Raw genomic sequence first — 13,319 nt, 5'->3', positions numbered from 1 at the left:
TAAAAATTTGATGTCGATGTATCTGAACGATGGCAAGCCTGTCGGTTCGACTGCATTGGCAAAATTGCCGGAAGTAGGGGTGAGTTCCGCTACGGTTCGTAATGTCATGGCGGATTTGGAAAGAATGGGGTTGATTCATTCGCCGCACACTTCCGCGGGGCGTATCCCAACCGACTTGGGCTTTCGTGTATTCGTCGATACGATCTTGACGGTGCAACCTCTTAACCAAACCGTGCAACAAAACATCCAGCAAGGATTCCAGCGTGCGCAAACGCAGGACGAATTGATTGGTTCTGCCTCCAATATTCTGTCCAGCTTAACGGGGATGGCGAGTTTGGTGATGCTTCCGAACAAAGAGCAGGAAGTGTTGCGCCATATCGACTTTGTGCGTTTGGGCGAAAGACGTTTGTTGGTGGTGTTGGTACTCAATGATAACGATGTTCAAAACCGTATTATTGAGTTGGAAGAAGCCGCTTCGGAATCCGAGTTGTTGGAAGTGGCGAATTACCTGAACAAACATTTTGTCGGACACAGTTTGCGCGATGTGAAAGATAAACTGGTGAATCAGATGGATGAAATCCGTTTGAACATGAACCAGTTGATGCGTGCCATTATGGATGCCGCAGATGACGTGATTGACAGCAAAACCAAAGCTGTGGCACCTTACTTTATTTCCGGTAAAACCAACTTGTTGAACTATCAAGAGCTGGCGGATACCGACAAGCTTAAAGCGCTATTCCAATCTTTCGAGCAACATACCCACATGTTGAACTTATTGGATAAATCCATGCAAGCCAAAGGCGTGCAGGTGTTTATCGGGAACGAGTGCGGACATGAAATCTACCAAAATTGCAGTATCGTCACCACGCCTTACGACGTGGATGGTGAAGTGGTCGGTGTATTGGGTGTGGTAGGGCCGTCTCGCATGCATTACGACCACATCGTGCCACGTGTTGATATGACGGCGAAGATTCTCAGCTCATTGCTCAAAGGCAATCGCTAAGTGCAATCGTTAAGCGCACACCATTCAGCTTAAGAAATAATATTGTTCATTTTGCGGCGAAAATCATTCGCGGTTTCCGGCATCATGGTTTCAAGCATATTGATGGTTGCCAATGACAACTCTTTTGCACCGCCACCTTTAGCGCCAGGATTGCCTTGTAGCAATTTGAAAAGGTGTGCCATCCCGTTGTCATAGTCTTGGTCAGCAATATGGCAAACCGCCAAATCAAACAAAGTGTCTTCGTCTTCTGGTTGTGATTCTAATTGCACCGATAAAGCGGCTTTGCCAGCAGTATCCAACGCCAGTTTTTTGAAGGTGATTTGCCCAATCAAAAAGCGTGGGCGGTTTTCTTCTTTGATGCTGTCCGGCAGGCGAGTGAATAATTCCGCGGCCTCGGCAAGCATGTTGATATCCAAAAAAATCTGACACATGTCCATGGCAACATCGACATTGCCGGCATCTTCTTTGGCTGCTTGCGATAGAAGTTGTACCGCTTCAGGTGTGTTGCCTTCGCTATGCTTGACTTTGGCCTGCTCACGCAGTTCGTCGGCAAGGTTGTAGATGCCGAATTGTTTGAATAGAGCAGCAAGGCTCTCATAGGTCATGACGCCGACTTCTTCATGAATGGCTTCACCATCTTTGAAGACCATCAGCGTCGGGACGTTTTGAATATTGAACTTTTCGCGGGCATCGGTATACATGTCGATGTCCAGTCTTGCCAAGATAAATTGACCAGCGAATTTGTGTGCGTAGTCGATTAGAATATTTTCCAGTGAGATACAGCTACCGATGGCAGGGCTTAAAAACAGGACGAATACGGGCAGTTTTTGAGAGTTGGTTAAAACGATATCGTCAAAATCTTGATCGGAAATTTCAAAGTTGTAAACGTCTGGTTTTGCCATATTAAGTTCCTTTTCATCGAGGCTCATATTATAACAGGCTTAGAAAAACACGCTCGGGCTATCCATAAATGCCTTTAAAGCGTCTTTTTTGAAAAAAATTCTGTTTTTGTCTTGAATTCTAAAATTACGCCCCCATAAATCTGCCGATTTAAGTTATTTTTTATGCGGAGAAATGCATGTCGAAGAAAGAACAGGCTCAAGCAGCTGAAGATCAAATTCCAACCGTTGATTCAGAAATTTCTGAAGAAACGCAAGATGCCGAACAAGCGGTTTCAAACGACTTGAATGCCATGCTTCAAGAAGCGCAGAAAGAAGTCGATGCACAAAAAGATTTGGCGCTAAGAACCCTTGCGGACATGGAAAACCTAAAACGTCGTACGCGTATTGATGTTGAAAACGCCCATAAGTTTGCATTGGAAAAATTTGTGAACGCTTTGATTCCGGTTTTGGACTCAATGGAAATGGGGCTGGATGCCGCGAAGATGGATGAAGCCACTTTGGAAAGCATTCGTGAAGGGCTTGAAATGACCTTCAAACAAACATTGGATGTATTGGCGGATTTCAACGTAGAACGCATTGACCCTAAGGGCGAGAAGTTTAATCCGCAACACCATGAAGCCATGACAATGGTACCGTCACCGGAGCATGATTCCAACACGGTTATGGACGTTATTCAGAAAGGCTATGTGTTGAACGAGCGTTTGGTGCGCCCAGCTCGCGTCATCGTTGCACAGTAATTTAGGGTAAAGGGTTGGAAATAGGCAAAGAAAATTCACATTTTTTGAGTGATTGCCTTGAAAACGAAAAACCCTACCTTATATACAAGATAACTTTGAAAAACCTTTAAAAATTTAGATTTAAAAATCATGTGCTCCGAACAGGATTCGGAACTCAAATTTGGAGAAACATTATGGCAAAAATCATCGGGATTGACTTGGGTACCACCAACTCTTGTGTGGCGGTCATGGAAGGTAAAGACGTTAAGGTTATCCCTAACGCGGAAGGTGCGCGTACAACACCATCTATCGTTGCTTATACGCAAGACGGTGAAGTATTGGTTGGGGATTCTGCAAAACGTCAAGCAGTTACTAACCCAGAAAACACTTTGTTCGCGATCAAACGTTTGATTGGTCGTCGTGCTGACGATGCGGTTGTAACTAAAGATAAGGACATGGTTCCTTACAAAATCATCCCAGCTGACAACGGTGATGCGTGGGTAGAAGTTGATGGTAAGAAACTGTCTCCTCAAGAAGTTTCTGCGCGTACTTTGATGAAGATGAAGAAAACAGCAGAAGACTACCTTGGTCACGAAATCACTGAAGCGGTGGTAACGGTTCCTGCTTACTTCAACGATGCTCAACGTCAAGCGACGAAAGATGCCGGTAAAATTGCGGGTCTTGATGTAAAACGTATCATCAACGAACCAACTGCGGCTGCTTTGGCTTACGGTATGGATAAAGTTAAAACGGATAGCAAAATCGCGGTTTATGACTTGGGTGGTGGTACTTTCGATATCTCTATCATTGAAGTAGCTGACCTAGACGGTGAGAAGCAAGTAGAAGTATTGTCTACTAACGGTGACACTTTCCTAGGGGGTGAAGACTTCGATAACGTGATCGTTGATTACATTGCGACTGAGTTCAAGAAAGACCAAAACGTTGACTTGAAACTAGACAAGCTAGCACTACAACGTGTTCGTGAAGCAGCGGAAAAAGCGAAGATTGAGTTGTCTTCTCGTGAGCAGACTGACATCAACTTGCCATACGTAACTGCGGATGCGACTGGTCCTAAGCACTTGAACATGAAAATCACTCGTGCCAAATTTGAGTCTTTGATCGAAGAGTTGGTTGCACGTTCTATCGCGCCATGTAAAACAGCGTTGGCGGATGCAGGTCTATCTGCTTCTGAAATCGACGATGTTATCTTGGTGGGTGGTTCGACTCGTGTGCCAATGGTTCAAGCGAAAGTTAAAGAGTTCTTCGGAAAAGAGCCACGTAAAGACGTTAACCCTGATGAAGCGGTTGCAATGGGTGCTGCGATTCAAGGTGGTGTATTGTCTGGTGACGTAAGTGACGTACTATTGCTTGATGTAACGCCTCTATCTCTAGGTATTGAGACCATGGGGGGTGTTATGACTAAGTTGATCGAGAAAAACACGACGATCCCAACACGTAAGTCGCAAACTTTCTCAACGGCGGAAGATAACCAAGCTGCGGTAACCATTCACGTACTTCAAGGTGAGCGTGAAATGGCTTCTGGGAACAAATCTCTAGGTCAATTCAACCTGGATGAAATCCCACCAGCACAACGTGGTACGCCTCAAATTGAAGTTACATTTGATATCGACGCTAACGGTATCTTGAATGTTTCTGCGAAAGATAAGGCAACCAACAAAGAGCAACACATCACGATTCAAGCTTCTTCTGGTCTATCTGAAGAAGAAATCGAAGCGATGGTGAAAGATGCTGAAGCACATGCTGCTGAAGATGCTAAGTTGAAAGAGCTAGTTGAGTCTCGCAACCAAGCGGATGCGATGATTCACGGTACGAAGAAACTATTGTCTGAGCAAGGTGATGCCGTTGATGCTGCAGAAAAAGAAGCAATTGAAAAAGCGATTGCTGATTTGGAAGAAGCCATCAAAGGTGATAGCAAAGATGCTATCGAAGAGAAATCTCAAGCCTTGGCAGCAGCTAGCCAAAAACTAGCAGAGAAAGCTTACGCTCAGCAAGCACCAGAAGGTGATGCAGGTGCAGGTAGCAAACAAGGTTCTTCTTCGGCAGATGACGATATCGTTGATGCTGAATTTGAAGAAGTAAACGACGATAAGAAGTAATTCTGTTCAGCCTCACTAAGCACGCGATTTCTGCGTTGGGAAACACAGTACTCGCCGCCCGCAGGGGTAAGGCGAGAAATGGTCACTTACTCATCGTAAGCTCACATTTCTCCGCCTTGAACTCGCGCGCTAATCGAGGCTTCTTTATGAGCGAAACTAAGGTTTCAAACTTGAAAGCAGAAACTTCTGTATAATTCGGGCGATTTAACATTGCCCGTTTTATTTTTAAACGCTAATTATCTAACCCAGTTTTTATTTGAAAAATGCCAACGCAGGCATCCCCAACCTGGCAGTTTTTGAATAAAAACTTAAATTAAATCTAATCACTGACATTATGAGCAAAAGAGATTACTACGAAATTCTGGAAGTTGTGAAAACCGCTTCCGATGGCGAAATCAAAAAAGCGTATCGCAAACTGGCGATGCGTTATCACCCAGACCGTAACCCGGATAACACAGAAGCGGAAGATAAGTTCAAAGAAGCTTCTGAAGCTTATGAAATTCTTTCCGATCCTCAAAAACGTCAAGCCTATGACCAGTTTGGTCATGCCGGTGTCGATGGCAGTGCAGGCGGTGGATTTGGCGGTTTCGGGGGCGGCGGATTTGCTGACTTTGGCGATATCTTCGGTGATATTTTCGGGGGCGGTTTCCGTCAAGCCGGGCCTCAACCGGGTAATGACTTACAGTATGAATTAGAGATTTCCCTTGAGGAAGCGGTGGCAGGCACAACGGTCGACGTCCGTATCCCAACCAAGGAGTTCTGCGAAGCTTGTGATGGCACTGGCGCTGAACCTGGCTCTGAGGTAGAAACCTGTCCGACTTGTCACGGTAGTGGTCAAGTACGCGTCCAACAAGGTTTCTTTGCGGTATCTCGCTCTTGCCCGACCTGTCACGGTACAGGGAAAATCATCAAGTCTCCTTGTAAGTCTTGTCGCGGTGAAGGCTACAAACACAGCCATAAAACCCTTAATGTTAAGATTCCAGCCGGTGTTGATAACGGCGACCGTATTCGTTTGCAAGGTGAAGGTGAAGCGGGCGACCGCGGCGCACCTCACGGCGATTTGTACGTGCGCATTCGTGTGAGGGATCATGCGATTTTCCAACGTGATGGCAATACATTGTTCTGTGATTTACCTTTGTCGTTTGCAACGGCAGCGCTAGGTGGTTCGATTGATGTACCAACCTTGAACGGCAAAGCCAGTTTGAAAATCCCTGCGGGTACGCAATCCGGTCAAAGATTCAAGTTGGGTGGAAAAGGTGTCAAGTCGGTTCGTTCTTCACATGTCGGTGATATGATTGTACAAATCCATATTGAGACGCCAGTGAAGTTGACGCAAGAACAAAAAGATTTGTTGGCGCAGTTCGATGCGAGTTTGAAGGGCAAGCACCACAAACAGCATAGTCCGAAGGAACATGGATTTTTCGATACGGTAAAATCTTTTTTTACGGGTGACGACGATGCCGAAAAAAAAGATAAAGACGGCCCGTGGAACTAGGAACAAGATAAAGGGATAGCAGAATGGACAAGCAATTGAGAGTAGCGATTACCGGCGCAGCGGGTCGAATGGGTAAAAACTTGATCGATGCGGTGCATCAAACCGAGGGTTTGACTGTGGCTGCTGCGATTGCGCGTCCAGGCTCTTCTTTGGTCGGTGCGGATGCCGGTGAGTTAGCTGGTATCGGTACGTTAGGTGTGAAAGTCGTTGACCAAATCGAACAGGTCGTTGACGACTTTGATGTGATTATCGACTTCACCACGCCGGAAGCTACCCTGCATAACATTAAGGTCTGCTTGACACAAAACAAGAAAATGGTTATCGGTACCACTGGTTTTGACGACGCTGGCTTGGCGGTTTTGCGAGAAGCGACTGAGCGTATTGCAATCATTTTCGCGGCAAACTTCAGTGTGGGTGTGAACCTTTGTTTGAAGCTGTTGAAGCAAGCGGCTGAAGTCTTGAACGAAGGCTACGATATCGAGATTATCGAAGGGCACCATCGCCACAAGGTTGATGCGCCTTCCGGAACGGCATTGCGTATGGGGGAAGTGGTTGCGGATACGCTAGGTCGTGACTTGAAAGAGTGCGCGGTTTACGGGCGCGAAGGCATCACTGGCGCACGCGATCCGAACACTATCGGTTTTGCTACGGTTCGTGCTGGTGACATCGTGGGCGACCACACTGTTTTGTTCGCGACTGAAGGTGAGCGTGTGGAAATCACCCATAAAGCATCAAGTCGTATGACTTTTGCTAAAGGGGCAGCGCGTTCATGCTTGTGGGTCGTTCAGAAAGAGACAGGATTGTATGACATGCAGGATGTGTTGAACCTGCGTTAAAATTTTCTTTTCTTAAAAAAAGCGCCGCTATCGTTCAGATAGTTTGGCGCTTTTTTTATACCTGAAATAAATCCAGAAGGTTATGTTTTTGAACTCAATCGGCGTATGATGATTAAGAAGGTTAACGACTAACCTTTTCGTATAAGCGTTTGTTTTCCTAGAAATATTTTTTGTTTTAAAGGACGCGAGAGGAGGAATATCATGGCTAGAACACTCTACAAGGGATTGCTTACCTTTCTACTTTGCTTTTCCATTTCACTGCCGGTGATGGCTGCTGATCGGACAATTCTTGAAGTGCAGCATAAGCACGATATCAAAGTGGTTTACGATGTGAACCAAAACAATATGGAAGCGGGCATTGGCCAAGCGTTGTATTACGTGCGAGGATTGCTGGAGGCTTATAAAGGGCAAGGCATTCCGATGAAGCAATTGCATATCAGCGTGGTGGTGCATGGCGCGGCAGGCTATTGGCTGTTGAAAGATCCAAAATATCAGGACTTTGTCGGTAATCCGTTTGATGTAAACCCGAATGAGAAAGTGGTTAATGAACTGATTGAGCACGGCGTGAGTGTGGAAATCTGTCATGTCACCATGAAGGCGCATCGTTGGAAACCGGAAGACATTTTGCCCGGGGTGAAGATTGTTTATGATGCCTACACCCGTATTATCGACTTACAGATGCAGGGCTATGCCTACATCAAATTTGTAGGGTAGTGTCGGGTTTAGAAAAGCACCAACTGATTTCGGCCGGAGTGTTTCGCTTTGTATAGCGCTTGGTCAGCATTTGCTGTCGTTTCATCTATAGTGCTCGAAGCATTTCCGGTAGAGATACCGATACTAACGGTGATGTGGTATTTCTGATCCTCAATGTCAAATTCAGTTTGCTCAACAGTCGCTCGAATTTTTTCCGCAAACTCTTCGGAAAGGTTTTGGTCGAAATCCGGTAATAATGCGAGAAACTCTTCGCCCCCCATACGGAACAGGTAGCCATGGCCTTCAATGTGAGATTGCAGAAGTTTTGCGATTTTATCTAACACACTGTCTCCTGCTGCATGGCCACTGGAGTCGTTGATTTTTTTGAAAAAATCGATGTCAATCATCATGACCGTGTAACTCTCACGGTAAATCTTATGGGTTCCGCTTTGTTCTTCTTCGCAAATCTGATTATAGGCTCTGCGGTTGAGTAGCTGAGTTAAGGCATCTGTGTTGGCGAAATGTTCGGCAATATTTTTTTCGCGTTCATTGGCTTTGACTCGGTCAACCAATGCGAATGAGAGAAGAATGGAATCAATCGCCAACCCAAATTCAATGGCTTGATAGCCCAAGTGCGTATAAGGTAAGACAGACATTACCGTTAAAGCGGTAATGGTGGTACCAATCAGGCCTGCAGTTGTCCCCAATATAAAGAATCGCGCCGTTCTGTTTCCATTTACCAGCGACCATATTCCAATGGTAAATACATAAAAGCTGAACAAAACGCTGAGCACTATCGAAAGAATAACGTGGATGTGATAGCCGAAGAACGCAGAAAAGATCATTGTTCCTGTCATGAAAAGAATCATGAGGTTTGTTGTTGTTTGGGTTTTCGGCGCGAATTTGGCAAGGTTTAGAAATGCGTTGGCAAATAATAGTCCGGCAATTGAGAAGAGAAATATCCAGGTTGATTGCATCCAGTTTTGAATGACAGGTGAGTCTTGTAGCAAGTATTCAAAAGTATAGCCACCGTAACTCATGTTCATTATCAAGAAGGATGACAAATAGAGAACGTAAAAGGCGTAGTACTTTAGGCGGATATTCAGGAAAAGAATTAGGTGATACAAAATCATCGCAACGATGATTCCGTAGATGAACATTTTTATGCCCTGTTCGTTAGCACCATATTTATAAACATCATCTGTTGTCAGAATGGAAATCGGGACAATGAATGGGTCGCGGGTTTTCACTTGTACATAGACAGTCGAAATGCCAGGTGAAAAGTGATGTTCAATGTTTGGGTAGGTGATTTTCAGAGAGCGCTGGCTGTATGGATAGATATTGCCTGTTTTATAAACAGCAGCCTCCCGATTGGGGGAAATAATCTTCAGTTTAATATGGTCAAGCCAAGGCGTGCCGAAAGTGATGACTCGACTTACAGCATGGTCTGAGTCATTTTGAGCGCGAAACTTGAAGTAGTAAGTTGAATTTGTGAATAATCGAGCACAAATGGCCTTGTCTAGGGGCTTGAATAGGTCTTGGGGAATATCAGCGATATGCTCAAAATCAAACTGTTGGTGCTTGTCTTCATAAAAATCGATATGAAAGCCGATCTGATGAGCAGACTTGCCAATGTCAACAGGAGAAAGTTCTGCTGCATGGGCATTGGTGATGATGCAGAGAAGCGTCAGTAAGAAAGTCCCAAGCAGTTTAGTCATAAATCCATTTATGTTGTATTGTGTGGTCAGTTAAGGTATTCAAAAAAATAGTATCATGGTTTTCTAATGGATAAGTTTTTATTTCCATGTAAAACGTAATGGAAAGTTTGCGAGATGACTGGGGGCTGCTTTTCGAATATGATAACCGAGAATAGTTTGTTTTTAAGTGACAAATCAATGAAAACTAAAATCCTTTATCTAGTGTCTATTTTTTCCATGTTTTTGGGACTTCTACCGAGTGCTTCCAATGCGGAACAGATTTCGCAAAACTGGGTATGGTCGGTAGAGCAGGACTATGCCTTTGCCGCGACCAACAATGAGCAGAAACGTATTTTCGGACAGTTCTGTTACTACAAGACAGGGCTTTGTGCCTATATTGTGGATTTGGGCATTACCTGTAAAAAGTCGGACGTTTTTCCCAGCCTGGTGAATACTGATGCAGGCGCGCGCAAATTTGACTTGATTTGCGGACGTCGCCTGCATGATTCCAATGCGTTGATTATCAAGCCATTCCGCTCAATAGACAGTCTGGTGACACACAACAAAAATATTGGGTTCGCTGTTGCACTGCGCAATGGCAAATTTAAGGTTGTGCACTTCAGTTTATTGGGTTCTAAACAGGCTATCAAGATGATGCGCAGTTACGCTAAGCAAAATGCCAAACCACCCAGTATTGACCCTGATGACCAGCCGAGCCAAAAGCCGCTGACGCCAAACAATCCGAACACCAAGGGTAAATATTTATAAAAATAATGAGAAAGGGGGGTGAGCATGGATGAGTTAATTGGCTTGGCGTTGAAAAACTTTACCGTCACGATGTTGATTTTAGGTTTTATTGCAACAGCAATTTCATTGTTTGAGCAAACAGCCCATTCCAATATGAAGTCGGTTTTGCGAGCTTAGGGTTTGGGGTTGCCGGTGTGTTGGCATTCAGATCGAGCCTTCGGTTTAGAACAGTTGCCGTTATCGCCCCTGCTTTGTTTAGCTGGGGCGCGGCAGGCGGGCATGTTTACCAAAGGGTGACTAGCCATAACTTTGCGCCGGGCAATGCCGGAACCGTGTTTTGGACAGATATTCTCATGACTGCCTTTGGTTTGCTGCTGCTTTATGTGCAACACCGTATGACAAAAGTGACTGAATAAAATCTGCCAGGTTGGGGGTGTCAGATCTTTCCATTTAAGTGGATGGGCTGACGCTTATTTCCCCAAGTTCCAGGGTGACTATCAAATACCCCGGCAATCGGCGTTCCGCAGTGGTCACAACTGCCATTGTTCAAATGCCAGTCGGTAATTTCATAGTAAGCACGACCAATCACTTTTTCACCACAATGTGGGCAATAGGTTGCCTGACCTTCCGGGTGAATGACATTGCCGGTATAGACGTAATTCAGTCCCGTTTTCATGGCAATATCTCTTGCGGTTTCCAACGTTTGCTGTGGCGTCGCCGGGTTGTTCATCATACGGTAGTCAGGATGATATTTACTGAAGTGCAAGGGAACATTTGGTCCGCAGTGTTCCAAGATCCATTCCGACATTTCGGCAATTTCTTTTTCCGAATCATTTTCTCCAGGAATTAATAGCGTCGTCAACTCTACCCAGGTATCCGCTTCATTCACAGCGTACTCAATGGTTTCCAGCACCGCGCCAAGTGATGATCCCGTTAGCTTTTTATAGAAACGTTCGCTGAATGCTTTCAAGTCGATATTGGCGGCATCCATATGCTGGAAAAACGTTTCTCTTGGTTTCTCGTTGATATAGCCTGCGGTCACTGCCACATTCTTGATACCTTGCTCGCGACAGGCTTGAGCCGTGTCGATAGCGTATTCATAAAAAATCACCGGGTCGTTGTAGGTATAGGCCACGGATGCACAGCCGTTTTGCTTAGCGGCTTGCGCTAAAGTCTCTGGAGCAGCCTGATCCAGTAGTCTGTCCATATCTCGGGCTTTAGACATATCCCAGTTTTGACAAAACTTACAGGCTAGGTTGCACCCTGCCGTTCCAAAGGACAGCACAGCAGAACCCGGCAGAAAGTGATTCAATGGTTTTTTCTCGATAGGATCAATACAAAACCCGCTGGAACGCCCATAGGACGTCAGCCACATCTGGTCGTTTAGGCGGCCGCGCACAAAACAAAAGCCTCGTTGACCTTCATGGAGTTGACATTCTCTTGGACATAAATCACACTGGATTAAACCATTGTCGAGTTGATGCCAAAAACCAACTGGAACAACAGAGGCATCCTCTAAATTCACATTTTGCATAATTACACCTTGAATCCTTAGTTACATATCCGTATATATATTGGTGGAAACGTAAAATTCAAGTGGTATCAATAACATAGGTAGTATATTTTTTCAGGCCTAAGTAAATTGATGTCATAGGACGGCAAAGTTAGCTGATAGGAGGGTAGAGAGATGAGTCATGTTAGACCAACGGCGGTAGCAGGCGCATTTTATCCTGATGACCCCGAAACAATTGAGTCTGCTTTTTCTCAGTGGATGCCTCGACAAGAGGAGCACGCTAAGCCTTCCATAAAGCCATTGCCAAGAGTGCTGATTGTGCCGCATGCCGGTTATGTCTATTCAGGCGAAGCGGCGGCCAAAGGATATCGACTATGGCAAGACAGCTCATCGCAAATCAAAACCGTTGTCGTTATGGGGCCAGCACATAGAGTGCCCTTTGTTGGGGTTGCAACCATCAGCTCGGATGAGGTCGCCACGCCTTTAGGCAATCTGCAAGTTGATGTTCAGTTGAGAGATAAGCTACTTGAAGTTTGTCCTCAGGTGGGTGTTTCCGACATGGCGAATGCGCCAGAGCATAGTCTTGAAGTCCATTTTCCCTTTATCAAAAGCCTGTTACCAGGCGTTAAGGTATTGCCATTGCTGAACGGGCAAGTCACTGCTTCCGAAGTGATCGATGTCATTCAGAACTTGTGGAATGAAGAGGGCGTATATTTCGTTATTAGCAGTGACCTGAGCCATTTTCATCCGTATGAGGAAGCGCAAAAGCTAGATGGAGAAACCGCCAAGGCAATTCGCCAAGGAAATTGGCAAGTCTTGAATGGTGAAATGGCTTGCGGCTATAAAGGCATTCAAGGTGTTCTCGGGGTAATGCGAGATCACCCGATGATGATTGAGCAAGTCGCATTAATCAACTCCGGTGATACTGCCGGAACCAAAGATCGCGTTGTCGGCTACGGCACTTGGGCGATGTATGAATTGCAATAATCGAATTTCAGTGATGAGCAAGGGTGTACTATGAAATTGAATACCGACCAAGAAAGTGAATTGTTTTCTCTTGTTAAACAGACGATTTTGGATGGACTCAAAGGTGTGACGCCTCAAGAAGTGATGAGTGATGACGACGCTCTGAATCAATTAGGCGCCTGCTTTGTTACCTTGACGATCGATAAACAGCTTCGGGGCTGTATAGGGAGCTTGCAAGCGCATTTGCCTTTGATACAGGATGTTGCCAACAATGCTTATAAAGCCGCGTTTCAAGACCCAAGGTTTCCACCACTCACTGAAGGTGAAGCGGAAGAGATTGATATAGAGGTTTCTATTTTGACAGCACCGGAAATCATTGCAGGCTGTAGCTCTAAAGAGGCGCTATTGGCGCAGTTGACGCCTTTTGAAGATGGCTTGGTGATTTCAGACGAACGACATCGAGCGACCTATTTACCTTCTGTTTGGAAGCAGTTGCCTGATAAGAATGCTTTTGTTGATAATCTCATGCTCAAGGCGGGGATGACACATTGGAGCGAAAATATGCGCTGTGAGCGTTATCATGTGCAGGCGTATGAAGCTTTTTGGGGCGATATAGACTGATTTTTGGAGGTAA

At 45.3% G+C, this 13,319-nt stretch carries 14 protein-coding genes; 11 read left to right on the top strand and 3 right to left on the bottom strand.

The window, feature by feature from the left end; translation table 11 throughout:
* Positions 1-10: 10 nt before the first annotated feature.
* Positions 11-1,003, top strand: coding sequence for a heat-inducible transcriptional repressor HrcA (gene hrcA / locus HVMH_RS08685; RefSeq protein WP_232087753.1), 993 nt, complete (start codon positions 11-13; stop codon positions 1,001-1,003).
* A 29-nt stretch (positions 1,004-1,032) separates the two neighbouring features.
* Here hrcA and HVMH_RS08680 read toward each other — a convergent pair whose 3' ends face one another.
* Positions 1,033-1,905: a tetratricopeptide repeat protein gene (locus HVMH_RS08680; protein ID WP_029910070.1), complete on the bottom strand. Its 873-nt coding sequence runs from the start codon at positions 1,903-1,905 to the stop codon at positions 1,033-1,035.
* 176 nt (positions 1,906-2,081) lie between these two features.
* On the opposite strand from HVMH_RS08680, the gene grpE reads away from it, so the two are divergent.
* The 5 genes from grpE to HVMH_RS08655 all read left to right on the top strand — a co-directional run bounded on the left by grpE (position 2,082) and on the right by HVMH_RS08655 (position 7,783).
* Positions 2,082-2,642, top strand: a complete 561-nt coding sequence (gene grpE / locus HVMH_RS08675; RefSeq protein WP_029910067.1) for a nucleotide exchange factor GrpE — start codon at positions 2,082-2,084, stop codon at positions 2,640-2,642.
* Between the two features lie 173 nt (positions 2,643-2,815).
* Positions 2,816-4,738, top strand: a complete 1,923-nt coding sequence (dnaK, locus tag HVMH_RS08670) for a molecular chaperone DnaK (protein WP_029910063.1) — start codon at positions 2,816-2,818, stop codon at positions 4,736-4,738.
* A 334-nt stretch (positions 4,739-5,072) separates the two neighbouring features.
* Positions 5,073-6,233, top strand: a complete 1,161-nt coding sequence (gene dnaJ, locus HVMH_RS08665) for a molecular chaperone DnaJ (RefSeq protein WP_029910059.1) — start codon at positions 5,073-5,075, stop codon at positions 6,231-6,233.
* A 23-nt stretch (positions 6,234-6,256) separates the two neighbouring features.
* On the top strand, positions 6,257-7,069 hold the full coding sequence (gene dapB / locus HVMH_RS08660) for a 4-hydroxy-tetrahydrodipicolinate reductase (protein WP_029910056.1): 813 nt from the start codon (positions 6,257-6,259) through the stop codon (positions 7,067-7,069).
* A 201-nt stretch (positions 7,070-7,270) separates the two neighbouring features.
* Positions 7,271-7,783: a DsrE family protein gene (locus HVMH_RS08655; RefSeq protein ID WP_081849414.1), complete on the top strand. Its 513-nt coding sequence runs from the start codon at positions 7,271-7,273 to the stop codon at positions 7,781-7,783.
* A gap of 8 nt (positions 7,784-7,791) precedes the next feature.
* On the opposite strand, the gene HVMH_RS08650 is transcribed toward HVMH_RS08655, so the two are convergent.
* Positions 7,792-9,480 carry a sensor domain-containing diguanylate cyclase gene (locus HVMH_RS08650; RefSeq protein ID WP_232087752.1) on the bottom strand — a complete coding sequence of 563 codons (1,689 nt, stop codon included), beginning with the start codon at positions 9,478-9,480 and terminating at the stop codon, positions 7,792-7,794.
* A 177-nt stretch (positions 9,481-9,657) separates the two neighbouring features.
* Between HVMH_RS08650 and HVMH_RS08645 the strand changes: the two genes are divergently transcribed.
* Genes HVMH_RS08645 through HVMH_RS11800 form a run of 3 tightly spaced genes read left to right on the top strand, consistent with a single transcriptional unit; the run spans position 9,658 to position 10,622 of the window.
* Entirely contained in the window at positions 9,658-10,227 is a 570-nt protein-coding gene (locus HVMH_RS08645) for a hypothetical protein (RefSeq protein ID WP_155837667.1), read from the top strand.
* A 24-nt stretch (positions 10,228-10,251) separates the two neighbouring features.
* Positions 10,252-10,383, top strand: coding sequence for a hypothetical protein (locus tag HVMH_RS11875; protein WP_269473351.1), 132 nt, complete (start codon positions 10,252-10,254; stop codon positions 10,381-10,383).
* 17 nt (positions 10,384-10,400) lie between these two features.
* Complete coding sequence (locus tag HVMH_RS11800; RefSeq protein ID WP_051623012.1) at positions 10,401-10,622, top strand: DUF6790 family protein; 222 nt, start codon at positions 10,401-10,403, stop codon at positions 10,620-10,622.
* Positions 10,623-10,642: 20 nt separating this feature from the next.
* Here the strand turns inward: HVMH_RS11800 and amrS are convergent, their stop codons facing one another.
* Positions 10,643-11,740, bottom strand: coding sequence for an AmmeMemoRadiSam system radical SAM enzyme (gene amrS, locus HVMH_RS08635; protein ID WP_029910045.1), 1,098 nt, complete (start codon positions 11,738-11,740; stop codon positions 10,643-10,645).
* A 153-nt stretch (positions 11,741-11,893) separates the two neighbouring features.
* Between amrS and amrB the strand changes: the two genes are divergently transcribed.
* Positions 11,894-12,706 carry an AmmeMemoRadiSam system protein B gene (gene amrB / locus HVMH_RS08630; RefSeq protein ID WP_029910043.1) on the top strand — a complete coding sequence of 271 codons (813 nt, stop codon included), beginning with the start codon at positions 11,894-11,896 and terminating at the stop codon, positions 12,704-12,706.
* A gap of 30 nt (positions 12,707-12,736) precedes the next feature.
* The gene (gene amrA / locus HVMH_RS08625) at positions 12,737-13,306 is read left to right on the top strand and encodes an AmmeMemoRadiSam system protein A (RefSeq protein WP_029910041.1); all 570 of its coding nucleotides are present in this window, start codon (positions 12,737-12,739) and stop codon (positions 13,304-13,306) included.
* Positions 13,307-13,319: the final 13 nt, after the last annotated feature.

This window comes from Hydrogenovibrio marinus (assembly GCF_013340845.1).
Classification (GTDB): domain Bacteria; phylum Pseudomonadota; class Gammaproteobacteria; order Thiomicrospirales; family Thiomicrospiraceae; genus Hydrogenovibrio; species Hydrogenovibrio marinus.
The sequence above is the reverse complement of the archived record's forward strand: the minus strand, read 5'-3'. Positions and strand labels throughout refer to the sequence as shown.